General features: G+C 49.1%; 21 protein-coding genes. All 21 read right to left on the bottom strand.

Going from position 1 to position 21,843, the window contains the following annotated elements; all coding sequences use genetic code 11:
* Window positions 1–16: 16 nt before the first annotated feature.
* The gene (locus LQE92_RS00165) at window positions 17–571 is read right to left on the bottom strand and encodes a 5-formyltetrahydrofolate cyclo-ligase (RefSeq protein ID WP_231061001.1); all 555 of its coding nucleotides are present in this window, start codon (window positions 569–571) and stop codon (window positions 17–19) included.
* Window positions 568–795: a DUF896 domain-containing protein gene (locus LQE92_RS00160; RefSeq protein WP_147595882.1), complete on the bottom strand. Its 228-nt coding sequence runs from the start codon at window positions 793–795 to the stop codon at window positions 568–570. The genes LQE92_RS00165 and LQE92_RS00160 overlap by 4 nt, the downstream gene beginning before the upstream one ends.
* Before the next feature lie 9 nt (window positions 796–804).
* Window positions 805–1,656, bottom strand: coding sequence for a patatin-like phospholipase family protein (locus LQE92_RS00155; RefSeq protein ID WP_231061000.1), 852 nt, complete (start codon window positions 1,654–1,656; stop codon window positions 805–807).
* A 45-nt stretch (window positions 1,657–1,701) separates the two neighbouring features.
* Window positions 1,702–2,544 carry a glutamate 5-kinase gene (gene proB, locus LQE92_RS00150; protein WP_231060999.1) on the bottom strand — a complete coding sequence of 281 codons (843 nt, stop codon included), beginning with the start codon at window positions 2,542–2,544 and terminating at the stop codon, window positions 1,702–1,704.
* Window positions 2,545–2,611: 67 nt separating this feature from the next.
* A complete protein-coding gene (locus LQE92_RS00145) occupies window positions 2,612–4,240 on the bottom strand; it encodes an NAD(P)/FAD-dependent oxidoreductase (protein ID WP_231060998.1) in 1,629 nt (542 codons plus the stop codon).
* Entirely contained in the window at window positions 4,237–5,469 is a 1,233-nt protein-coding gene (locus tag LQE92_RS00140; protein ID WP_231060997.1) for a BaiN/RdsA family NAD(P)/FAD-dependent oxidoreductase, read from the bottom strand. Before LQE92_RS00140 ends, LQE92_RS00145 begins: the two co-directional genes overlap by 4 nt.
* Before the next feature lie 80 nt (window positions 5,470–5,549).
* Window positions 5,550–6,212: a hypothetical protein gene (locus tag LQE92_RS00135; protein ID WP_231060996.1), complete on the bottom strand. Its 663-nt coding sequence runs from the start codon at window positions 6,210–6,212 to the stop codon at window positions 5,550–5,552.
* A gap of 196 nt (window positions 6,213–6,408) precedes the next feature.
* A complete protein-coding gene (locus LQE92_RS00130; protein WP_231060995.1) occupies window positions 6,409–8,076 on the bottom strand; it encodes a putative polysaccharide biosynthesis protein in 1,668 nt (555 codons plus the stop codon).
* Window positions 8,069–9,178 carry a DUF3048 domain-containing protein gene (locus LQE92_RS00125; protein ID WP_231060994.1) on the bottom strand — a complete coding sequence of 370 codons (1,110 nt, stop codon included), beginning with the start codon at window positions 9,176–9,178 and terminating at the stop codon, window positions 8,069–8,071. Before LQE92_RS00125 ends, LQE92_RS00130 begins: the two co-directional genes overlap by 8 nt.
* Window positions 9,179–9,187: 9 nt before the next feature.
* The gene (gene ybeY / locus LQE92_RS00120) at window positions 9,188–9,691 is read right to left on the bottom strand and encodes an rRNA maturation RNase YbeY (protein WP_231060993.1); all 504 of its coding nucleotides are present in this window, start codon (window positions 9,689–9,691) and stop codon (window positions 9,188–9,190) included.
* On the bottom strand, window positions 9,688–10,686 hold the full coding sequence (locus tag LQE92_RS00115; protein ID WP_231060992.1) for a PhoH family protein: 999 nt from the start codon (window positions 10,684–10,686) through the stop codon (window positions 9,688–9,690). The genes ybeY and LQE92_RS00115 overlap by 4 nt, the downstream gene beginning before the upstream one ends.
* 80 nt (window positions 10,687–10,766) lie before the next feature.
* Entirely contained in the window at window positions 10,767–12,008 is a 1,242-nt protein-coding gene (locus LQE92_RS00110; protein WP_231060991.1) for a sporulation protein YqfD, read from the bottom strand.
* On the bottom strand, window positions 12,001–12,264 hold the full coding sequence (locus LQE92_RS00105; protein ID WP_147595893.1) for a YabP/YqfC family sporulation protein: 264 nt from the start codon (window positions 12,262–12,264) through the stop codon (window positions 12,001–12,003). The genes LQE92_RS00110 and LQE92_RS00105 overlap by 8 nt, the downstream gene beginning before the upstream one ends.
* Window positions 12,265–12,356: 92 nt before the next feature.
* Window positions 12,357–12,533: a 30S ribosomal protein S21 gene (rpsU, locus tag LQE92_RS00100; protein WP_003504099.1), complete on the bottom strand. Its 177-nt coding sequence runs from the start codon at window positions 12,531–12,533 to the stop codon at window positions 12,357–12,359.
* Between the two features lie 108 nt (window positions 12,534–12,641).
* On the bottom strand, window positions 12,642–15,284 hold the full coding sequence (alaS, locus tag LQE92_RS00095; protein WP_231060990.1) for an alanine--tRNA ligase: 2,643 nt from the start codon (window positions 15,282–15,284) through the stop codon (window positions 12,642–12,644).
* Between the two features lie 24 nt (window positions 15,285–15,308).
* Window positions 15,309–15,452 (bottom strand): hypothetical protein, encoded by a 144-nt coding sequence (locus tag LQE92_RS00090; RefSeq protein ID WP_231060989.1) that lies wholly within the window; start codon window positions 15,450–15,452, stop codon window positions 15,309–15,311.
* 34 nt (window positions 15,453–15,486) lie between these two features.
* Window positions 15,487–16,719 carry a tyrosine--tRNA ligase gene (gene tyrS / locus LQE92_RS00085; protein WP_231060988.1) on the bottom strand — a complete coding sequence of 411 codons (1,233 nt, stop codon included), beginning with the start codon at window positions 16,717–16,719 and terminating at the stop codon, window positions 15,487–15,489.
* A 100-nt stretch (window positions 16,720–16,819) separates the two neighbouring features.
* Window positions 16,820–17,293 (bottom strand): ribonuclease HI, encoded by a 474-nt coding sequence (rnhA, locus tag LQE92_RS00080; protein WP_231060987.1) that lies wholly within the window; start codon window positions 17,291–17,293, stop codon window positions 16,820–16,822.
* Between the two features lie 7 nt (window positions 17,294–17,300).
* Window positions 17,301–18,995, bottom strand: a complete 1,695-nt coding sequence (locus LQE92_RS00075; RefSeq protein ID WP_231060986.1) for a MutS-related protein — start codon at window positions 18,993–18,995, stop codon at window positions 17,301–17,303.
* Window positions 18,996–19,154: 159 nt separating this feature from the next.
* The gene (spoIVA, locus tag LQE92_RS00070) at window positions 19,155–20,630 is read right to left on the bottom strand and encodes a stage IV sporulation protein A (protein WP_231060985.1); all 1,476 of its coding nucleotides are present in this window, start codon (window positions 20,628–20,630) and stop codon (window positions 19,155–19,157) included.
* Window positions 20,631–20,695: 65 nt separating this feature from the next.
* Window positions 20,696–21,814: a DUF3048 domain-containing protein gene (locus LQE92_RS00065; RefSeq protein ID WP_231060984.1), complete on the bottom strand. Its 1,119-nt coding sequence runs from the start codon at window positions 21,812–21,814 to the stop codon at window positions 20,696–20,698.
* Between the last annotated feature and the right edge of the window lie 29 nt (window positions 21,815–21,843).

Here is a 21,843-nt window from a genome sequence, read left to right as displayed (position 1 = left end):
TAAAACGGCTCTCCGCTCACTTCCTGCTGATTCCTGCCTCCGTCACAAGAACGGCGGGGCAGATATCGAAAGTCTCATGGGGAACCTGATCAAAAACCTGACATTCATAGGCTACCGCCACTTTTGTCAGTTTTGGGAACCGCTCCAGATACCGGTCATAGTAACCGCCCCCATATCCCACGCGATGATGTTCTCTGTCAAAGGCTACCCCGGGCATCAGAAAAAAGGCTTCCTCCTCTGCCGCCATGGAAAGCCCGGTCTTCGGCTCAAGGATTCCGAGGCATCCCGGCTCCAGATCCTCTCTGGACGTGATATAATAAAAGTCCATAGAGTCCCCGTCCACTCTCGGGGCCGCAACCCGTTTTCCTTCCTCCATGGCTTTTTCCATGATATCCCAGGTCCTGACCTCATGATTGAAATCCACATAACAGTACAGACTGTGGGCCCCTTTATATTCCGGCAGGGACAGAATCTGTTCGTAGATTTTCCTGCTCTTCTCTTCCTCTTCACCGGGGAGCATGGCTTTTCTGTTTTCATTGGCCATCCGCCTGATCTCTTTTTTTGTCATCATTGTCTTTTCCTGTCTTTCGCTTCCTTGACCTTTTTAAGCTCCGTCACACTGCCGTCCGGCTCCAGAATGCTTACATTATTCAGGGTTCCTTTCAAATTCATGCGGATCGCCTGAATATAAGCTTCACGAAGTGCCGCCTGTTCCCTTTTTTCTTCCGGAGTGAGCCCCTCTTTTTTCGATTTGTGATAAAGCTCGTTGATTCTTTGAATTTCTTTTTCCGTCATAAACTCTCCTTATCTGTCCAAATATGAGAGAAGCTCTTCATATCTGGACTCCATCAGATCATAACCATGCCGGTAGAAGCTTTCCAGCACCTCCGGATCCTGCTCCGTCCTGGATACGGCAGGCTCCAGCGGTCTCAGCACAAAGATATGCCCTTCCTTTTCCAGCCGTTCGATCAGCTCCATTGTACGGTTATACATTACCGGCCGCCTGCAGATCGTCTTTACAAGCTCCGGATACTCCTTGTAAACAGAATGATAGATCACTGCGGCTTTATGAGACAGCTTTTTTCGATAGCCTGCGTTCCTGGTGAGGATTACCACACATTTTTTATGACCTTCCCTCAGGGCTCTGGCAACAGGCACCGAATCAGACAAGCCGCCGTCCAGATATGGGACTCCGCCGATTTCTACCATCGGGGTGACTACCGGCATGCTGCAGGAAGCACGGCAGATGGCAAACAGACGGTCTTCATTTTCTCGGTCATCCAGATATTCCGTTTTTCCGGTCAGGCAGTTGGTCACAGCCATCTCACAGCGCAGGGCTGATTCCTGATAGGTCTTAAAATCAAAGGGAAACAGTTCTTTGGGATATCGGTCAAATATCATATCCATATCAAACAGGCTTTTAGTTTTTAACGCCTTCTTTAAATTCATATAGCCGTTTTTTTTATCGCGGGGAATCATGCAGTCCCTTGTCCTTCCAATCTGCCGGGACAGATAGTCCACCGCGTTGCAGGCTCCTGCAGAAACACCGATTACATAGGGAATATATAATTCTTTCTCCATCAGGAAATCCAGGACGCCGGCAGAAAAAACTCCGCGGGTAGCTCCGCCCTCCAAAACAAGACTTGCTTTCTTCATGTTATGTCCACTCCTTCCTGTCCGCTCATCAATCCCTGGGATGTCTCAATATGCTGTCAGATATTCAATCAGATCAAAATCCCTGTTTTTATGGGCCAGGAACAGTGTGCCGACCTGTTCTCCGTCCAGGACCCTGTATATATTCTCCACATTTTCTCCATTGGTGATTACCATATCGATCCCCGCATCGGTGGCCATCCGGGCCGCTACGATCTTTGCAGACATTCCGCCGGTTCCCACTGTGCTCCCGGTGGTCTCCTTCCCCATTTCCTGCAGATCATCGGTGATTTCTTCCACCTCCCGGATAAATTCCGCCTCAGGATCCCTCTTGGGATCATCCTCATAAAGACCATCAATATCGGAAAGAAGTATCAGCAGATCCGCGTGTATCACCGCCGCCACAATGGCAGACAGCCGGTCGTTATCTCCGAATTCAATCTCATGTGTGGCGACTGTGTCATTTTCATTGACAATGGGAATTACTCCCATTTTAAACAATTCATCAAAGGTATTTCTGGCATTTCTTCTGGAATTGTCATTGAGCATGGTCGTCTTTGTCATCAGAATCTGAGCAACCACCTGATTATACTCCGAAAAAATCTTCTGATAGGTCATCATTAGTTTTGCCTGGCCGACTGCGGCCAGCGCCTGCTTGACTGGAAGGTCATCCGGACGCTCCATGTATCCCATAGTCTTTCTGCCCACCGCACCGGCGCCGGAGCTCACCAGCACGACCTCCATCCCCTGATTTCTCAAATCACAGAGCACCCGTGCCAGCTTCTCTACTTTATTTAAATTCAAATATCCCGTATATTTATGAGTGAGTGAGGAAGATCCAATCTTCACGACGATCCGATTTTTCCCTGAAAGCCTTGCTTTTCTGTCCATATGTATCCTCTCTTATCTTCTTTTTCTCTCCTCAACACCGTTATTCTAGCAGATTTGACATCCAGAATCAATCTTTTCTGCTCTGCAGGAAACGAGGAGAAAAGCGAGACGCAATGGCCTCCGCCACCTTCATCCCGTCCATGGCGGCTGATGTGATCCCTCCTGCATATCCCGCGCCTTCTCCACACGGATAAATTCCGGGAATGTTCGCTTCCATGGAATCATTCCGTTCAATCCGTATGGGGGATGACGTCCGGCTCTCTACGCCGGAAAGCACCGCATCATATCGGCTGAATCCCCGTAATTTCTTCCCGCATTGTTCAATACCCTCTATCAGCGCCTTGTTTAAATATTCCGGAAGCAGACGACGCAGATTTGCAAAATGATTTCCACCCATAGTATCTGGAAGGACATCTCCCAGAGAACGGCTCATTCTGTCTTCTTTAAAATCCCCATAAAGCTGAATAGGAACTCTTCCTCCGCCCAGTTCATAAGCAGTCTTTTCCAGCTCTCTCTGAAATGCGATTCCGGAAAGGGGATGCCCATTTCCAAAATCCTCCGGCGATACCGTTACGATCATGGCGCTGTTTGCGTTTCTGCCGTCCCGGCTTCTGTTGCTCATGCCATTGACAGCCGTCATCCCCGGTTCAGATGAAGCGTTGACCACATAGCCGCCGGGACACATGCAGAAGGAATAAACTCCCCTTCCGTCTTTCGACCTTGCGGTCAGCTTATAAGGAGCAGGGGCGAGAAGCCCGGCAAAGGTCTCTCCATACTGAGAAACCTGTATCATCTGCTGCGGATGCTCGACCCGTAAGCCCACTGCAAAAGATTTGGCTTTCATATCCAGTCTCTTTTCGTATAGCAGTTTAAAGGTGTCCCGGGCACTGTGGCCGATGGCCAGCACAAGACAATCTGCGGGAAAGAATTTTTCTTCCTCTTTCTTTGTCCCGGAAACATGAATTCCCGTCAATCTGCCTCCATCTGTGTCCAGTCCGGATACTTTGGAATGGAAGTGAAATTCTCCTCCGGCCTGTTCGATTTCCCTTCTCAGATTTTTTATCACATGTTTTAACACATCTGTACCGATGTGGGGCTTTTGTTCATACAAAATTTCTTCTCCTGCTCCCATCCGGGCGAATATCTCAAGGACTTTTTTCCCTCGATGGGCCGGATCTTTTACAAGAGTATTTAATTTTCCGTCGGAAAATGTCCCGGCGCCGCCTTCCCCGAACTGGACATTACATTCTGGATCCAGAATTCCGGTCTTCCAGAATGTGGTTACCGTCTCCGCACGTTCATCCACAGGGCCGCCCCGCTCTAAAAGAATCGGACAGTATCCAGCTTTCGCCAGCATATAACCGCAGAAGAGTCCGGCTGGTCCTGTACCGGCGATCACGGGCCGGTTCTTCAGCGGTTCCGCTCCCGGCTCTGTGAACCGGTAGCTTTCCTCTTTTATCAACTGAACCTGTGCGTTTTTCAAATAATCTATTATTGCGCTTTCTTTTTTCTTTATCTCCACATCCACCTGAAAGACAATTTGAATATCTTCCTTTTTCCTGGCATCAATGGATTTTTTAACAATCTTCCAGGAAAGAATATCCTCTTTCCGAAGTTTTAGTTTTCTGCAAAGCTTTTTATAGAGCTCAGCCTCATCCTCTTCGGGACGAAGCTTAAGCTGTGCGATCCGTATCATTTTCTGCCCTGCTTTCCGGCCAGCCAGCCGCTGGTCCATGCCCACTGTAAATTATATCCGCCGCAGATACCGTCCACATCCAGGATCTCTCCAGCAAAGTACAGTCCTGGGACGAGCTTTGACTCCATTGACTCAGGCACCACATCCCGTACATCTACTCCTCCCGCAGTCACCTGGGCCTGGGAAAAAGAATTCGTACCAGAAATCGGTACCAAAAAACATGTGACGGTCCGGCAGAGCTTCTCTGCCCGTTTCTCATCCAGCTGTTTCGCCGGAAGATGAAACGGAATACCCGCCTCCTTTAAAAATGCCAGGGCCAGCTTCTCCGGAAACAGGCCGCAAAGCACCTCCAGACAGTCATAGCCTTTCTTTTCCAGACGAATAGATCGGAAAAGCTTCTGTTTTGTCTCTATAGATGTGTACTCTGGAAGAAAGTCAACTTCAGCCCATACCTGTTTATTCTCCGACAGAGCTCTCGAAGCATAGCGGCTGACCTGAAAAACAGGGATTCCGGAAATCCCATAATCCGTCAGCTGAATCTCTCCGGTATCGGCTCCGGCAAATGTCCGTCCGCCATTTTCCATTATGTAAAGAGAGATCCGCCCGTCTGCCCGAACACCTGCCGCTTTCTGAAGGGCAGTTCTGGAAGAATGAAGCTGCACCAAAGCCGGCACCGGCTCAATTATCCTGTGCCCCATTTTAGCCGACAGACCATAACCGCTTCCGTCGGAACCTGTGGTCGGAGCCGACATTCCTCCGCAGGCCAGTATGACGCAGTCAGATGCAAAGGAGGATTCCGTTGTTTTCACCTTAAATCCTTTTCCATGTTTTACAATTTCCTGCACCTTTGTTTCCAGTCTCAAATCTACCTTCCGTCGTTCGAGTTCACGCAGCAAAGCATTCCGTACGGAAGAGGCCTGAGACGAACGGGGATATACGTATCCCTCTTTTTCTTTAAAAAACAGTCCAAGTCCCCGGAAAAAATCAAGCGTTTCTTTAAATCCGAACTGCCGGAGTGCTTTTTCTGGAAAATCCGCTTCCGAACAGCGGTAAAAAGAAGCATCCTGATTCCGGTTGGTCAGATTGCACCGGCCGTTTCCCGTGGACAGTAACTTCTTCCCCAGCTGGGGGCTGTGCTCCAGAAGAGTGACCGCATCCCCGGCACCAGCGGAAGCGATGGCGGCCGTCATGCCGGCCGCTCCGCCCCCGATTATCACTGTCTTTTTCATGGCCTGTCTCCTTTCTGCGCTGAGTGTATCCCGCAGTTTAGCTACAGCCATTATAATATGAGTACCGTGGGATTGCAAGTTCAGCTGGTGATGGATTCCAGATAGTCGTAGAGCTCTCCCACTCCCTTTATATAATAACCGCTCTTAAGAACCTCTAGTTCAGATTTCGGAAGCTCCTCTTCTGTCAGATAGGTTTCCATATAGACATCCCGCCTGTCGCTGTAGTAAATTTTCAGATAACCTTCCTCCAAGATAAGAAGGAATCGGTAATCATCGGGATTCACTGCCTCCTCACTCCTAACTACCAGGCGCGAGGCAGAAAAAGACACCAGGCTCTTTCCGCTGTCCGATGATTTCATAAGAGAGATCAATTCTTCTCTGGTAAGCCCCAGATAATCCTCCGGCATGGGCAGAATGGTTTCCGTCAGGACTTCCGTCTTCGGATCATAATTCTGAGAAATGTAAAGCATATCCCTTGTCACCACCGACCCGTCTTTTTTTCCGGCAGCCACAGCATTTTCATCCGTATTCTGCCCAGATTCAGCACCATCCGCGGCTGCGGTCATCGGAACATGAGTCTCCGCTTCCACCGTGTTAAACTGCGATTTGCTTCCCTGTTCTTTCTCCGCCAGCTCCAGCTCCTTTTTCTGTTCCAGATTCCGGTAACTGAAATAATAGACTGTAGAAAATACGAAAAAAAGCAGGCAAAAGCTTAAAAGATACAACCATATGGTTTTTTTCATAGTGATTCACCCCTATTTTTAAGTTGATAACACGCTTTGCGGCGCACTTTCTCATAAAAGAACAAAGTGGGTAATCCTGCTTTGAGCGCCGATGTGCAGCTGCGAAGCGGCCTTCCTTTTACATAAAAAAGAAAGAGGATAGTATCATCCTCTTTCTAGTATCTACCACTATGCAGATTTTAAACATGGCCATTGGTTACATCAGATGCAGTTTTTTCGCCGCGGAGGCCAGCTTACCGCCCATCGGCATACTTCGAAGCTCACTCTCGCTGACACAGCGGAACACGATTAGCATCACAAAATATACGACGACAGCCACAATAACAGCCAGCAGACAGGCTATGGAATTCCTCTTCGTGACCATGTTCACCAGATAATAGACCAAATAGGAAGCCCCTCCCATGATTACAGAAGCCAGAAACGGAAGCACAAAGGTTTTCTTGACCTCCTGTCTGTACCCCAGGAAATTGGCTATGGATATCCCATTCAGGATACACATGGAAAGACCGAACAGCATATTGGCTATGACGACCCCGTAGATTCCTGTTTTCAGCCCGTACAGGAGCGCGATGAGAACACCCACATGAAGAATCAGAGAGATCAGGGCATTTCTCACAGGGACCTTCATTTTATTGATTCCCTGCAGGATGCCGTTGCTCACCGTGGACAGGGAGAAAAAGATCACCGCAAGAGAGCCTAAGAACAGCAGATCTCCGCCCAGCTGGGTATCCTGCTTAAACAGCATATTCACGATAGGAGAACTCAGGACCGTCAGTCCGACAGCCGCAGGGATTGCTACGATCATGGAAAAGCGAATCGTCACATTGATCTTCCGGAGCACCTCTCCTTTCTTTCCTTCCGTCACCGTTCTGGTCAGAGAGGGAAGCATGGAGGAAGATAATGCGTTGGAAATGGCGATGGGTACGTTTATCAGCAGATAATACTGACCGGAATATACCCCCCAGTTGGCCATGTAATGAGCCGTGCCGCCTGTGGACTTCATATAGAATCCATATATGCTGTTATCGATCAGGTTGCTGATATTGTACACAGTCCCACTGATGATGACCGGGATGATGGTCGCTATGAGAACTCTTGCGATATTGCCGTAGGATTCCAGCATCACCGTATTATCCCGCCTCATCTGCTTGTTCAGGACCTGCTTATACATGCGGAACACTACGAAACAGAAGAAAAGGGCCGCCAAGGCTCCCACCGCCGTACCAATAGTACCGCCGGCAGCGCCGTAGGCATCCGCATAAAAATCCTTCCCCTTCGCAATGTCCATCTTCGCGCCCATATCAAACAAAAGGAACGCGGCTAAAACACTGACTACTGCATTGATGATCTGTTCAAACACCTGAGACACTGCGGTCGGAATCATGGTACCAAGGCCCTGAAAATATCCTCTCAGAGTTCCCAGGAACGCCATAACAAAAATTGTGGGCGCCAGTACCTTGATCGCATATGCCGCCCCCGGTTCATTTAATAATTTCGCCGCAAAAAAGTCCGCACCGAAAAACGTGAGAAGACATGCCGCACCGCCGGATACCAGGGAAAACAGTAAGGAGCTCTGGAATATCCGATAAGCATTTTTATGCTGGCCCAGAGCCACCCTGGTCGAAACCATTTTGGATACGGCAAGGGGCAGGCTGTAGGAAGACAGCAGCAGCATGATATTGTAAATATAAAACGCGGATGAATACATTCCCATGGCCGCGCTGCCAATCTTATTCTGCATGGGAATCCGGTACACAAGTCCTATGATCCGTACCAGAATCCCGGCCCCCGCAAGGATTGTTCCCTGCACAAGGAAGTTATTATTTTTCTTTTTTCTCTTTAGTCTTTGATTTTGGCTACTCATAGATTTCTACGTTCTCTGCCTTTTCTGTTTGAATGATGCAGACCCAGGTCTTTCCCTGGTTCAGCTTGATTTCATTTCCATTTGTATCGTAATACCGGGTGATTCCCCAGTCACCGTCCTTTTTCCAGGTAACGTCGATGGCTTTTCCGTCAGTGATATATTTCCCAGCGCCTTCTCCCATCACATAGATATAGAGATATTCTGTGTCATAATAATGCTCATATTCACAATATTGGAACAGAATATTCCGGCAGGACAGCTGTTCCCCAGTCGTATCGTCAATCTGCGGCTCTCCGTACTGGGAGCGGTAATACTCTCCCGATTCAGAATCATAGGTAAAAAGAGGAGTATTCGATGAATAACCCGGCTTCACAAAATTTGCCGCGGACGCGCCGGTCAGCTCCGGAACCTCTCCGTCTTTCACAAACTGATAATGTCCCGTATAATCCTCCGCGTACTGCCAGCTGTATCCCATCTTCTCTGCCCCGGCAGTGATCCCCGCAGCAGATGCATAGGCATTGTGAGGCTTCGGCCGGTCGTCCGTCCGGTAAAAGACGGTCTCCCCAATGCCCAGCACACCGTTCAGGTTATCACAATTATCCGTATCGATATAGTCCAGAGCATAATTGCATTGGCCGTAATGGACGAAGATAGGATTAAATTCATGCTGGAGCAAAACATAATAGGTCCTCGCGCTCCTCATGGAACCAATCTTGTCCAGACTGTCCCAGTCTTCAAAAATCCCCATCAGTCGGACGGTATTTCCCTCCGTAGGAGCTTCGTAGATCACATCTGCTTTTCCAATGCCGCTCTGCGGGACGGCGGCCCGGACGTTGCTCAGCATCACAGCAATCGGGCGCCTTCTTCCTATGGCCTCAGATACGACTTTTCCAGTCAGATAGCTTCTGCACAATCCTTCTGGAAGCGTCTCTTCCATTTCTTCTTCTGCCGTCTCATTCTCTTCCTCTGTCGTTTCTTTCACTGCTTCGGTTTCAGAAGATATTTCTGTGACCGGAAGCGTCTCATCAGCCTGTTTTCCGCAGCTGGAAAGCAGGACAAGCAGCAATGCGAGAGCAGCAAAAACCATCGGCCTCTTTTTCATATATCCATCCTATTCTCTCGGAATGTCCAGAGCTTCCATCAGAAGCTGCTGGCGTTCCTCCATTAAAATCCTGTCTTTTTCCTCCATGTGGTCGTAACCCATTAGATGAAGCATGCTGTGCGCCGTCAAAAAAGCCAGTTCCCTTGTGAGCGAATGGCCGTATGCGGCAGCCTGCTCCCGAATCTTATCCACAGAAAGAATGATGTCCCCCAGCAGGAGTTCGCCGGTCTCCGGATTGAAGCAGTCAAACGCACTCTCTTCCTCCAGAAAGTCAAAATCTGCCGGCGATCCATATTCTGCCATGGGAAAAGACAACACATCCGTCGTCTTATCAAGCCCCCGGAATTCCCGGTTGATCCTCCGTACCTCTTCGGCGTCCGTGAGCGTCACACTGACCTCCGCCTCATAGGGACAGGACTCCTGTATGAGCGCTGCGTCCACCACGCGCCTTACGATATCCTCATAAGGAATCTCAAAAGGCCTGCACGCTTCATATGAAATATCACAGGTCATCTGTTTCCTCCTGGCTTTCTTGCCTTTCCACCCGACGGGCTTTTGCTTTCGTATGCCTCATAAGCCTGTACGATTTTCTGCACCAGAGGATGTCTCACAATATCCTTGCTGCTCAGGCGTATAAAAGAAATCTCATCAATCTTTCGGAGCACCTTCACAGCCATATCCAATCCGGATGGCCCGTCCCCCACAAGATCACGCTGACTCATATCTCCAGTTACGATGACCTTAGAGCCGAATCCGATCCTGGTAAGGAACATCTTCATCTGTGCGGGAGTCGTATTCTGCGCCTCATCCAGGATGATATACGCATTATCCAGAGTCCTGCCTCTCATGTAAGCCAGAGGGGCCACCTCAATAAGTCCCTTTTCTGCATTGTGCAGGTAGCTGTCGGCCCCCATGATCTCATAAAGAGCATCATAAAGAGGGCGCAGATAGGGGTCTATCTTGCTTTGCAGATCTCCCGGAAGGAAGCCCAGTTTCTCTCCCGCTTCTATGGCAGGCCGCGTCAGGATGATCCTGCCGACTTCATTGTTCTTAAAAGCCTGGATTGCCATTGCCATGGCCAGATATGTCTTTCCGGTGCCGGCCGGCCCAAGGCCGAATACGATCATTTTTTCCCGTATGGCGTCCACGTACTCTTTTTGTCCGATGGTTTTTGGTTTGACCGGCTTACCGGATATCGTCCTGCAGATCAGATCCCGGTCGATTTCCAGGATCTTGCCGTCTTTTTCTTCAAACGTCAAGGATAAAGCATAATCCACATTTTGTTCCGTAATGATATTGCCTCGTTTTGAAAGCTCGATCAGATTTCCGAAGACACTGCTGGCCCTTGTCACCATCTGCTCTGGACCGATGACCTTGATGTATCCATCTCTGGACACCATAGTCACGCGAAGAGTCCGCTCGATCTTCTTCAGATAAGCATCAAACTGGCCGCAGACATTCCGCTCGTGTTCCGCAGGAATGTCGATCATCGTTTCCACAATACCCATGCTTTCTTCTGTCTCCTTCTATTTGCTATTTCTTATTCTAACATTTTTTTCCGTAAATAGAACCCCTTTTCCAAAAAAAGTTATTCCTCTGTAAGTGCGATGGCCTCCGTGGCATGGATCGTGCCGGTCACGTCACAGGTATCTGTCCCCACTGAAGCCTGATAAGAAGCGTCCTCCACCTTTACACCTGCCGCTTCCAGATTTTCACAATATGCCCGAAACCGTTTTTCTGCCTGCTCTTTTGCGGCTGTCTCTGAATACACTCCTTCGGCATCACGGTATTCCCTGGCAGTAACAGATCCCCATCCCACCGGCAGATAAAAATTTCCCCAAAGATGTACCTGGCTGTAAGTGTCCACCTCATCCGACTTTTCATAAGTATTCTTTCCTCCCGGCACATAATGGCGGCTTCCGAACAGCCACAGATAGCGGCGTACCTTTATTTGCCCCGTATAATACTGTTCTGGATATGTCAGGGAAAAACTGTCTTTATAAAGATAAGTCGTGCTGGCAATGACGTCGCCATCAGCCTTTACGCCCTCGGTCTTCAAAAGATTTCCGCCCTCATCCTTGATCTCCACGATTCCGGAGATCAGAATCTGCCCCGGCTCTACCGTGTCTCCCACATGGACGGCCGGAGTCCCGGTCCTGGTGATCATGGAAAGAATAACTCCTCCTCTGCTGGCCGTCACGTTTCGTCCCAGAGCTGAAGTATCCGGCACCTCCTGGCTGGTCAAAGGCTCTGTCTCTTCCTTTTCTTCCTCTTGTCCGGAATCGGCCGCCGCTTCCAGCACCTGATTCTCCTTGATTCGGATGATCAGACGGTTTCCGGATATCTCTGCAGACACCCAGGTAATGTCGTTATAGTGATTCCGGATATCTTTTTCAATATCCTCACACACGATTCCCGCTTTCTTCATCCCATGTGAATATCCCTTCGTCTCTAGAAAATGAAGAAGAGTGCTGTCCGTGTATTTGGTATTTCCCTCCATGCGGATGTCCCATATAAATAACGAAGAAGCGTATAGAAGGCCCGTGCAGACAAGAATGCCCACATAAAAAGCCAGACGCTTCCGGCTTCTCTTCAGAAAAAAGGGAAGTCCTCTTTTTTCTTTTATCAGAAGCTTTACCTGTGCTTTCCTGGAGAGTTTCCTGGCTTCATAAAAGTCGCGGGCAGCTATACAGAACCGGTATCCGTCTCCGTCCCGTTCAATCCTCGTAAGCGAAATCCCGTGAAAACCGCATAAATTAAAAAAACGTTCAGGGCTTCCACCTTCCGCTCTGACCGTTAAGCTTCCGTTCCACTGCCCACGTCTATTCATAAATGATCTCACGAATCCTTCCTTCGATTTTCATAGCCTCCCGGTTGAAATAGGAGATCACCAGATCACTTCCGGTAATCTTAATTCTGCACATACCGCTTAAGACCCGTATACACTCGGGTCCGTATTCCAGGATTCCTTTATGGTTCTCGATGGTAAGCTCCCTGCATCCGAGAGCAGTGATGACGGCGGCCCCCAGACATAAGTCCTGCGGAAGCTCCAGGGCCGACACCAAAGATTCCATCCCTTTTTTCATCGGCGCCCCTCTTTTCTTTTACATTTCAGTTTATGAAAAAGGGGTAAAAAAAAGAACCATTGAGGTACAATGGCTCTTTTTTGTCTGCACAATTAATTGTATTTACGTTTTCTTGCGGCTTCAGACTTCTTCTTGCGACGAACGCTGGGTTTTTCGTAATGTTCTCTTTTACGAATCTCCTGCTGAATGCCGGCCTTCGCACAGTTTCTTTTGAATCTGCGTAAGGCACTATCTAAACTTTCATTGTCTTTCACAATAACGTTTGACATAGACTCACACCTAACCTCCCTCCAGTTGTGTATTGTGCATAATACAACTGTTTGGGTATATTTTTCGCACTACCTTTAGTATATCATAAAATCCGTTTTCGTCAATACCTATTTTACTTGTTCTGCAACAACTTCCAGTGTTTTTTTCAGCGCTTCCTCTATACCCGCGGGATTCTTTCCGCCGGCCTGGGCCATACCGGGACGTCCGCCGCCGCCGCCGCCGACACAGGATGCGATAGCTTTTATAAGATTTCCGGCGTGAGCGCCTTTCTTCTGTGCTTCTTCCGTTGCCGTCGCCATCAGGCTGACCTTGCCTGCATTTTCAGAAATGATGACCACCACGCCTTCGACGATCTTCTCCTTCAGCTGATCGCCCAGACCCCTGAGACCGTTCATGTCTACATCCTTTACCTGGGCAGCCAGGACTTTAACACCATTTATCTCTGTAACCTGGTCCATCACGTCGCCTACGGCTTCATTGGCCAGCTTGCTTTTGAGCTTTTCATTTTCAGAGTGAAGGGTTTTTATTTCCTCCTGCAGGGCTTCAATCTTCTTGATAAGCCCTGACGGTTCCGCTTTAGCAGCCTTTGCGGCCGCGTGGAGCTCCGCTTCCAGATCCTTATAATGGCGGAATACCCCTTTTCCCGTAAGAGCTTCAATTCTTCTGACTCCGGCGGCGATGCCCGCCTCGGAAATAATCTTGAATGTGGTGATGGATGCAGTGTTCGCCACATGAGTCCCGCCGCAGAGTTCCTTCGAGAAATCTCCCATGGATACCACCCGGACCGTATCCCCATATTTCTCACCAAACAACGCCATCGCTCCGGCTTTCTTGGCATCCTCGATACTCATGATATCCGTCTGCACAGGAATTGAAGCCAGAATCTCTTCATTTACGATTTCTTCTACCTTCTCAATCTCGTCGGGAGTCATGGCCGAAAAATGAGTGAAGTCAAACCGGAGCCTGTCAGCCGCCACAAAAGAACCGGCCTGTTCCACATGAGAACCAAGTACCATACGCAGGGCTTTTTGAAGAAGATGGGTCGCACTGTGGTTTTTACAAGTCTCTGTACGGTTCTCACTGTCCACCCTCATGGACACCTGGCTTCCCACCTGGAGCATTCCCTTTGACACATGGCCCACATGGCCCACTTTTCCACCCTGAAGCTTTATGACGTCTTCCACGATAAACTCGGCATCATTGGTACACAGGATACCGGTGTCCGCTTTCTGTCCGCCCATCGTGGCATAAAAGGGAGTCCTGTCCGTAATTACCGTGCCGGCCTGACCATCTGTCAGCGCCTGCACGATCTCATCTGCCGTGGTCAGAGCTGTTATCAGTCCCGTATCACAAAGTGTCTCATAGCCGGTAAATTCTGTGGTGAGCTCCGCGTCAAGCCCCTGATAGATGTCTTCACGCCCCATATAATTGCTTTTCTTCCTGGAGCTTCTGGCCATTTCCCGCTGGACCTCCATGGCCTTTTTAAACCCTTCTTCATCCACGGAAAACCCTTTTTCTTCCAGGATCTCCCTGGTCAGGTCCAGAGGGAATCCATAAGTGTCATAGAGGCGGAAGGCATCTTCTCCCTCAAGCACTGTTTTTCCTTCTTCTCTGAGCCTGCTTTCCAGTTCTGCCAGAATATTCAGGCCCTGGTCGATGGTCTTATCGAATTTATCCTCTTCTTCCGTAAGGACCTTGAAGATCATTTCTTTCTTTTCATCCAGCTCCGGATAGCCGTCTTTGGACAATTCAATGACCGTTTCACTCAGTCTGGCCAGGAATTTCCCTTCGATTCCAAGAAGCCTTCCATGACGGGACGCCCGTCGCAGAAGTCTCCTCAGCACGTAACCCCGGCCTTCATTGGAAGGCATGATGCCGTCAGAGATCATAAAGGTACAGGAGCGGATGTGATCCGTGATCAGACGGAGCGACACATCCTTATCTTCATTCTCCATATAAGAAATACCGGCGAGTTCCGCCACATTATCCAGTAAAGCCTTGATGGTATCCACGGCAAATATGGACTCCACATCCTGAACCACTACCGCAAGACGCTCCAAGCCCATCCCGGTATCAATATTCTTATAGTCCAGAGGAGTATAGTTGTTGTGGCCGTCATTGTTGAACTGGGTGAAAACGTTATTCCAGACCTCCATATACCGGTCACACTCGCAGCCTACGGTACATCCCGGCCTGCCGCATCCATATTTTTTTCCTCTGTCATAATAGATCTCAGAACAGGGACCGCAGGGCCCAGCTCCGTGCTCCCAGAAGTTATCCTCTTTCCCGAATTTAAAAATCCGGTCTGCCGGTATGCCAATTTCCTTATTCCAGATTTCAAAAGCTTCATCATCTTCCAGATAGACGGAAGGATACAGGCGGTCAGCGTCCAGTCCTACCACTTTTGTCAAGAATTCCCAGGACCACGCGATGGCTTCATGCTTAAAATAATCCCCGAAAGAAAAATTTCCCAGCATCTCAAAAAACGTGCCGTGGCGGGCCGTTTTCCCAACATTTTCAATATCTCCTGTACGGATACATTTCTGGCAGGTGGTCACCCGTTTTCTGGGAGGTATCTCCTGTCCTGTAAAATAGGGCTTGAGCGGTGCCATGCCCGAATTGATCAACAGCAGACTGTTGTCATTATGGGGCACCAGAGAAAAGCTCTTCATTATCAAATGCCCTTTGCTTTCAAAAAACTCAAGAAACATCCGCCTGAGCTGATTTACGCCGTACTTTTCCACGATCATTCCTCCATGTGTTTCATTTTGTCTTTATTTTTTTGCCGGGTCTTCGTTCACCTTGGCATCTTTGTGTTTCCTCAGCTTGATCCCGCACATGATACCGCCAAATGCCAACGCTCCCAAAAATACAAATTTTACTGCGGTCTGATACAGTACTGAAAAAAATGCTCCCATGGAAAACCCTCCATTTCTGATCTTGATTTATCCGTTACGCTTCTATTTTAACCTGATGATACGCTTTCTTTCCCTTTTTTATGAGCAGAGCGCCGTCCTTCAGATCGGCACTGGTAAATTTCCGGTCAATGGCCGTCACCTTTTCACCGTTTACCGTCACTCCTCCCTGGGTGATCAATCTGCGCCCTTCCGACCGGGTGGGCACCAGCTTCGTATCCACAAGCAGAGTGATCAGATCCTTCCCATCATCCAAGTCTGTCTTCCTGTATACGGTGGTAGGCATGTCCTCACTCATGCCGCCCCGGGCGAACAACTCCTTAGCGGCCTCCTGAGCCTTTTCCGCTTCTTTTTCACCGTGAACGATCTTGGTGATCTCATAGGCCAGCACTTCTTTCGCGCAGTTGATCTCTGCACCCTCTAAAGCTCCCAGCCGCCTCACTTCATCCATGGGAAGGAAAGTAAGAAGGCCAAGGCATTCTTCTACCTTTGCGTCCTCAATGTTCCTCCAGTATTGGTAAAATTCATAAGGAGATGTCTTGGCCGGATCCAGCCACACGGCTCCCTTCATGGTCTTTCCCATCTTAATGCCTTCACTGGTGGTGAGAAGCTTAAATGTGAGGCCATATGCCGGCATGCTCTCCTTTCTGCGGATGAGCTCCACGCCTCCTATGATATTGGACCACTGGTCATTGCCGCCCATCTGCAGCCTGCATCCATGCTTCCGGTTCAGCACCAGGAAATCATAGGACTGCATGACCATATAATTGAATTCGAAAAACGTCAGGCCTTTTTCCATCCTCTGCTTATAGCATTCCGCGGTCAGCATTTTATTTACGCTGAAATGGGCCCCCACATCCCGGAGAAAATCCACATAATTCAGATTTAAAAGCCAGTCGGCGTTGTTTTCGATGATCGCACCGTCATTATCAAAGCTTATGAAGCGGGACAGCTGATTATAAAAGCACTCGGCATTGTGCGCGATCGTCTCCTTTGTCATGACTTTACGCATATCCGATTTGCCGCTTGGATCGCCCACCATGGTAGTCCCGCCACCCAGAAGAGCGATGGGGCGGTGTCCGGCCTTCTGCATATGCATCATGGCCATGATGGTCAGAAAATGTCCAGCCGTCAGACTGTCAGCTGTAGCATCGAAACCGATGTAAAACGTCACCCGTTCCTTCCCAAGCATCTCACGAATCTCATCCGCGTTGGTAGCCTGTTCTATGAAACCGCGTTCTACCAGGGTGTCGTATACATTTTGAGACATCTATTATCTCCTCCTTGTAAAATCGTCCATATTTTTACTCATTATCATATCGTATCACAGACCGCTTTTTTCTGCAAGAATAAAGTGGAAAAGGACGCTGTCAAGCGCCCTCGTCTGTTAAAAGATCGTCTCCGTCTGCAGCGGCCGTCGCCAGACAGTCGCATCTTTCATTTTCCGGATGTCCTGCATGCCCCTTTACCCATCGAAAAGATACATCATGCGGTTCCTTTGCTTTCAAAAGCCGTTTCCACAGATCCACGTTTTTCACCGGCTCATTCTTTCCGCGCTTCCATCCCTTCCGAATCCATCCGTCCAGCCAATGCTCCGTGAATGCCTTCACCACATAGGCCGAATCCGAAACGATTTCCACCTCACATGGTCTGTTTAAGGCCTCCAGGCCTGCAATGACTCCCATGAGTTCCATCCGGTTATTCGTCGTCTTCTTATATCCGGCGGACAACTCCTTCTCATGGAGCACGCCGCTGCCGTCCACATATTGGAGAACCGCTCCATAGCCTCCAGGCCCGTCGGGATTTCCCCTGGCCGAGCCGTCCGTATATATCGTAACCTTCATAGTCATGCTATTCCAAACTCCATTCTCCGGTTTTTACAAACCGCTCTGCCATAGCCTGAGCATTTTCAATGATCCTGCCGTCGTATCCCATGATGCTCAGCAGCCGGATTGCATTTCTGGTCTCCGCCCTGCCAGGATACAGCTTATAGGAAAACAGGACGTCATTGTCTTCGATCTGCTCTTCAAAATGGTAGTTGGCATATAGATCACAAAGAAGCTTAGTCAGCTCGATGTCATGGGTAGCGGCAAAGCATAGTACGTTTTTCCCCGCCATACTCTCCAGAATCTTGGCGGACGCAGAAATCCGTTCCACCGTATTGGTGCCGCGCAGGACCTCATCGACGAAACAGAGCACCGGTATCTCATCTCCAATGGTATCCAATATCCGCTTGAGGGATTTTATCTCTACCATGTAATAGCTTTCTTTAGTCTCCAGGCTGTCACTCAAAGCCATGGACGAATACACCTTGCAAAAATCCGTTTCATAATACTTTGCTGAAACCGTGTATATGGTCTGGGCCAATATAGCGTTTATTCCGATGGTTTTAAGGAATGTGGACTTACCGGAAGCATTGGAGCCGGTCACCAGCACCGGCTTGTCCGTCCTTATGGTATTCGGTACGGCATTCTCCACCAGCGGATGATAGATTTCCTGGCAGCAGAGTGTTCCGGAGGACTTTCTGTGAAAAACCGGTTCACAGAAGGAACCCAGAAACTCCCGGTAGGATCCGATACAGAGTCCAAGTTCCAGGCATCCCATGGTTTCCATAAGGAGCTCCAGCTCCGCTCCCTTATTCTTTATCACTTTTGTAATCTTGTGGAACATCAGAAGATCCAGATGTGTCATCATGCACATGTAGTCTATGGCGGCTTCCATAAGGGAACCTCCCACTCCTGATTTGGTGGACAGAATCCATGACTGGCTCCTGACCGGCTTAAGGCCTGAGCAAGTCTCCCTGAGATTTTTCTGATAAGGCTCCAGAATCTCTGCTTTTATGTCGATCCGGTTCAGCCTGAGGCCATATTCCACCAGATCCGCCACTTCAGACATACATTGGAAATAGACATCCATGTCCCCTTTATATTTATAATAGGTGATGACATTGAATATAATGACACACAGCAGAATCCCGATGCCATAGGCCGGACGAATCCCGAAGGAGCCGATGGCACCGATCAAAAGCAGTATCGCCAGCACATGGGGCCATGCTGCTGTTTTTGGCATTTCTTTCAGCTTATGGACGTAATCCGCAAGTGCGATCCTTTTCTTTCTTCCCATCTGTGCGAAACAGACTGCGTACTGTTCCCGTGCCGTAGTATTGGCACGGAAATAATCTGCCAGCTCCGAGCGGCGCTTAAGAACCTTTTCATCAAATTCCGGCGTGCGGAGCGCCCAGTACAGGTATTCTTCTCCAATTGCCGATCCGGTCGTATTCAAAAGGAGAAAAATATCGTCCATCCCCATATCATTCCATGTAATATCGTCGATGGAAAACCTTTCTCCCTTATGCTGCTCATAGTAGTGGGAAATTTTGTCGAACTCTTCCAGTGTATATTCCCGGTCTGAAACCTTTCCCCACTGTTCCTTTACCTTCTGGCATATATTCCGATAGTGCGCTTTTCTGGATATAAAATATTGTACCAGCAGAATCAAAAGCACTCCGGCAATGATGCCGATATAAATCATAGTCTGTTCGTCCATTCTGTCATCCTCTTGTGATTCTCTGTCGAAGCTTTGAAAGATGCACATTCCGGCCTGCGGCGGTATTGGAATCAGCCGGCGCCGCCGGATCTATGCACCCTTATTTCTCTCTGCAGTTATCAGAACCAGTATAAAAGCTTCCCGACTGAAAGTCAACAATCAGATAATGATACAGATCATGCCGCCATTGCTGTCGTTGATGATCTTCTGGAGGGTTTCCTGAAGTTTCAGCTGACAGGAGTCGGTCATCTGAGCGACCTTTGTCTGTATGCCGTCTGTGACGATCTGTTCTATGGATTTTCCAAAAATACTGGTATTCCAAACGCCGTCGTCATTTTCCTGGCTGTTCTCCCGGATATAAGCGATCAGGTCCTCCGCTTGTTTCTCATCTCCCACGATGGGAGCGATCTCTGTTTCTATGGAAGCCCGAATCAGGTTGATGGAAGGAGCCTGTGCATGGATCTTGACTCCAAATTTATTCCCGTGCTTAATGACCTCCGGATCATCCAGAAGAATCTCGCTCCGCTCCGGCATGATGACTCCATATCCTTTTTGCCGGACAGCGTCCATGGCATTCTTCATCTTGTCATATTCTCCTTTCGTCTTGGAGAACTGCTTCAAAATCCCCATCAGCTGATATTCTCCGCCAATGGGTACGCCGGTGTAATCGCTCAGTATCTGATAATAAACTCCATCGTCTACCATCACGTCGAGAGAGACCTTTCCGTCGGACAGATCAGCACGCCGCAGCTGTACTCTCTTTATGGGAGAATCGTCTCCCTGGATATATTCCGATAACAGGTCCTTCATATATGTGATGCCGCCCATCATCTCCTTCACGATGCCCAGAATCTTTTCCTTCAGCCAGTGGGTGGCAGGCAGGATCTCCGCCCATTTCGGCATATAGAAATCCAATTCCGATACCGGAAATTCATTCAGCACTTCTTCCAGTATCCTGGTTATATCGTCTTTTTTAAGCTGCTCGCAGTTGACCGGGAGCACCTGTACCTGATATTCCTCGGACAGCTTCTCTGCCAGCCCTTTGGCCTCATCGGAATAGGGCGTCATGGTGTTGAGGAGCATAACGAAGGGTTTTCCGATCTCCCTCAGCTCATCGATGGTCTGTTTCTCCGCTTCTATGTATCCGGCCCTGGGGATTTCTCCGAAGGAACCGTCGGTGGTGATGACAATACCAATGGTGGAATGTTCCTTAATGACCTTTTCCGTCCCGATGGCCGCTGCCTGGGTAAAGGGAATCTCATAATCGAACCAGGGTGTTTTCACCATCCGCTCTTCTTCGTTCTCTATATGTCCGCTCGCTCCGTCCACCATAAAGCCCACACAGTCGATCAGCCGCACCTTTACATCCACGTCATTCCCCACCTGGATAGCTGCCGCTTCTTTCGGTATAAATTTCGGTTCCGTCGTCATAATGGTCTTTCCAGCCGCCGACTGCGGCAGTTCATCCTGTGCTCTGCTCTTCTCGTGGGCATCCTTGATATTCGGCAGCACCAAAAGATCCATGAACCTCTTGATAAAAGTGGATTTTCCCGTCCGTACCGGCCCTACCACTCCCACATAGATTTCTCCGCCCGTTCTTGCCTGGATGTCCTTGTATACATGAAAATTGTCCATAAAAAATCCCTCCTGTATATGCTGATAAAGTATATGCAGAAGGGATTTCCCATTATACCCTTTATTTATGAAATCTGCACTCGTCCGGCCCGTTCTGTGCGGACAATACAGACCCAGGTCTTTCCCTGGTTCAGCTTGATCTCATTGCCCTGTGAATCATAATAATGGGTCACTCCCCATTCTCCGTCCTTTTTCCAGGTGACCGGTATCACCTTTCCGTCGGTGATAAATTGTCCTGCGCCTTCTCCCTGTACAAAAATATTCAGATAATCCGTATCAAAATAATGTTCATAATCGCATACTTGGATGATAATATTCCTGCATGCCAGCTGTTCGTCATTACCGGCGTCCATATGAGGCCCCTCGAACTGATAGCGGTAATAGAGACCGTCTTCGGCATTGTATTCAAACCAGGGCTTATTGGAAATGTATTCCACAGATACCCGGCTGGCAGGCGACGCGTCAGGCATGAACGGCGTCTCTCCGTCCGCTGCAAACTGATAATGGCCCGTATAGCTTTCCGGATACTGGTTATCATATCCCATCCGTTCTATAGCATACTCAATCTCTTCTCCCGACGTAAAATGATGATGAGGCTTCTCACGGCCCTCCATACTGTGGTAAGCCCATTCGCTGGCCCCTGTTACGCCGTTTACGCAGTCGCACTGGCCGCCCTCCAGATAAGGCCTCGCATATTCGCACTGGCCGTAGTGGAAGAAAATGGACTCAAATTCTTTTTGAAAGAACGCATGATAAGTCCTGGCGCTCCGGATAGAGCCTATCTCCTTCAGATCATCATACCGCTCAAAAAAAGCAACAAAACGAACGGCGCTGGCCTCTGCGGGAGCTTCGTATATGACATCCGCCGCACTCAATCCATAGCTTGGCTGGGCGGCTTTCACATTGCTGATCATCACGGCCGCCGGACGTCTGCGGCCTATCTCCTCCGGCACCCACTGGCCGGTCAGATAGCTCCTGACCATCCCCTCCGGGACCGCTTCTGTTTCCGGCTCTGTCTCTGCCGTTTCAGTGACAGCCTCCGTTTCTGGAACCGTTTCCGTAGCTTTCACCGTTTCAGCCGCTTTCTCAGTTTCCTCCTGTTTCCTGCCGCAGCCGGCCAAAAGCATCAGGATGACAAACAAGGATACTCCCATTTGAAGCTTTCTTTTTTTAAGTCTTTTCATAAACGTTCCCGCCTCCCCCATATAGAAAT

The sequence above is a fragment of the Lientehia hominis genome (assembly GCF_021044755.1).
In the GTDB taxonomy this organism is placed as follows: Bacteria; Bacillota; Clostridia; order Lachnospirales; family Lachnospiraceae; genus Lientehia; species Lientehia hominis.
The sequence above is the reverse complement of the archived record's forward strand: the minus strand, read 5'-3'. Positions and strand labels throughout refer to the sequence as shown.

Bases quoted from the DNA above. Each gene is read 5' to 3' on its own strand.
- LQE92_RS00165 (WP_231061001.1), bottom strand. From the start codon at position 571: ATGATGACAAAAAAAGAGATCAGGCGGATGGCCAATGAAAACAGAAAA.
- LQE92_RS00160 (WP_147595882.1), bottom strand. From the start codon at position 795: ATGACGGAAAAAGAAATTCAAAGAATCAACGAGCTTTATCACAAATCG.
- LQE92_RS00155 (WP_231061000.1), bottom strand. From the start codon at position 1,656: ATGAAGAAAGCAAGTCTTGTTTTGGAGGGCGGAGCTACCCGCGGAGTT.
- proB (WP_231060999.1), bottom strand. From the start codon at position 2,544: ATGGACAGAAAAGCAAGGCTTTCAGGGAAAAATCGGATCGTCGTGAAG.
- LQE92_RS00145 (WP_231060998.1), bottom strand. From the start codon at position 4,240: ATGATACGGATCGCACAGCTTAAGCTTCGTCCCGAAGAGGATGAGGCT.
- LQE92_RS00140 (WP_231060997.1), bottom strand. From the start codon at position 5,469: ATGAAAAAGACAGTGATAATCGGGGGCGGAGCGGCCGGCATGACGGCC.
- LQE92_RS00135 (WP_231060996.1), bottom strand. From the start codon at position 6,212: ATGAAAAAAACCATATGGTTGTATCTTTTAAGCTTTTGCCTGCTTTTT.
- LQE92_RS00130 (WP_231060995.1), bottom strand. From the start codon at position 8,076: ATGAGTAGCCAAAATCAAAGACTAAAGAGAAAAAAGAAAAATAATAAC.
- LQE92_RS00125 (WP_231060994.1), bottom strand. From the start codon at position 9,178: ATGAAAAAGAGGCCGATGGTTTTTGCTGCTCTCGCATTGCTGCTTGTC.
- ybeY (WP_231060993.1), bottom strand. From the start codon at position 9,691: ATGACCTGTGATATTTCATATGAAGCGTGCAGGCCTTTTGAGATTCCT.
- LQE92_RS00115 (WP_231060992.1), bottom strand. From the start codon at position 10,686: ATGGGTATTGTGGAAACGATGATCGACATTCCTGCGGAACACGAGCGG.
- LQE92_RS00110 (WP_231060991.1), bottom strand. From the start codon at position 12,008: ATGAATAGACGTGGGCAGTGGAACGGAAGCTTAACGGTCAGAGCGGAA.
- LQE92_RS00105 (WP_147595893.1), bottom strand. From the start codon at position 12,264: ATGAAAAAAGGGATGGAATCTTTGGTGTCGGCCCTGGAGCTTCCGCAG.
- rpsU (WP_003504099.1), bottom strand. From the start codon at position 12,533: ATGTCAAACGTTATTGTGAAAGACAATGAAAGTTTAGATAGTGCCTTA.
- alaS (WP_231060990.1), bottom strand. From the start codon at position 15,284: ATGATCGTGGAAAAGTACGGCGTAAATCAGCTCAGGCGGATGTTTCTT.
- LQE92_RS00090 (WP_231060989.1), bottom strand. From the start codon at position 15,452: ATGGGAGCATTTTTTTCAGTACTGTATCAGACCGCAGTAAAATTTGTA.
- tyrS (WP_231060988.1), bottom strand. From the start codon at position 16,719: ATGTCTCAAAATGTATACGACACCCTGGTAGAACGCGGTTTCATAGAA.
- rnhA (WP_231060987.1), bottom strand. From the start codon at position 17,293: ATGAAGGTTACGATATATACGGACGGCTCGGCCAGGGGAAATCCCGAC.
- LQE92_RS00075 (WP_231060986.1), bottom strand. From the start codon at position 18,995: ATGGACGAACAGACTATGATTTATATCGGCATCATTGCCGGAGTGCTT.
- spoIVA (WP_231060985.1), bottom strand. From the start codon at position 20,630: ATGGACAATTTTCATGTATACAAGGACATCCAGGCAAGAACGGGCGGA.
- LQE92_RS00065 (WP_231060984.1), bottom strand. From the start codon at position 21,814: ATGAAAAGACTTAAAAAAAGAAAGCTTCAAATGGGAGTATCCTTGTTT.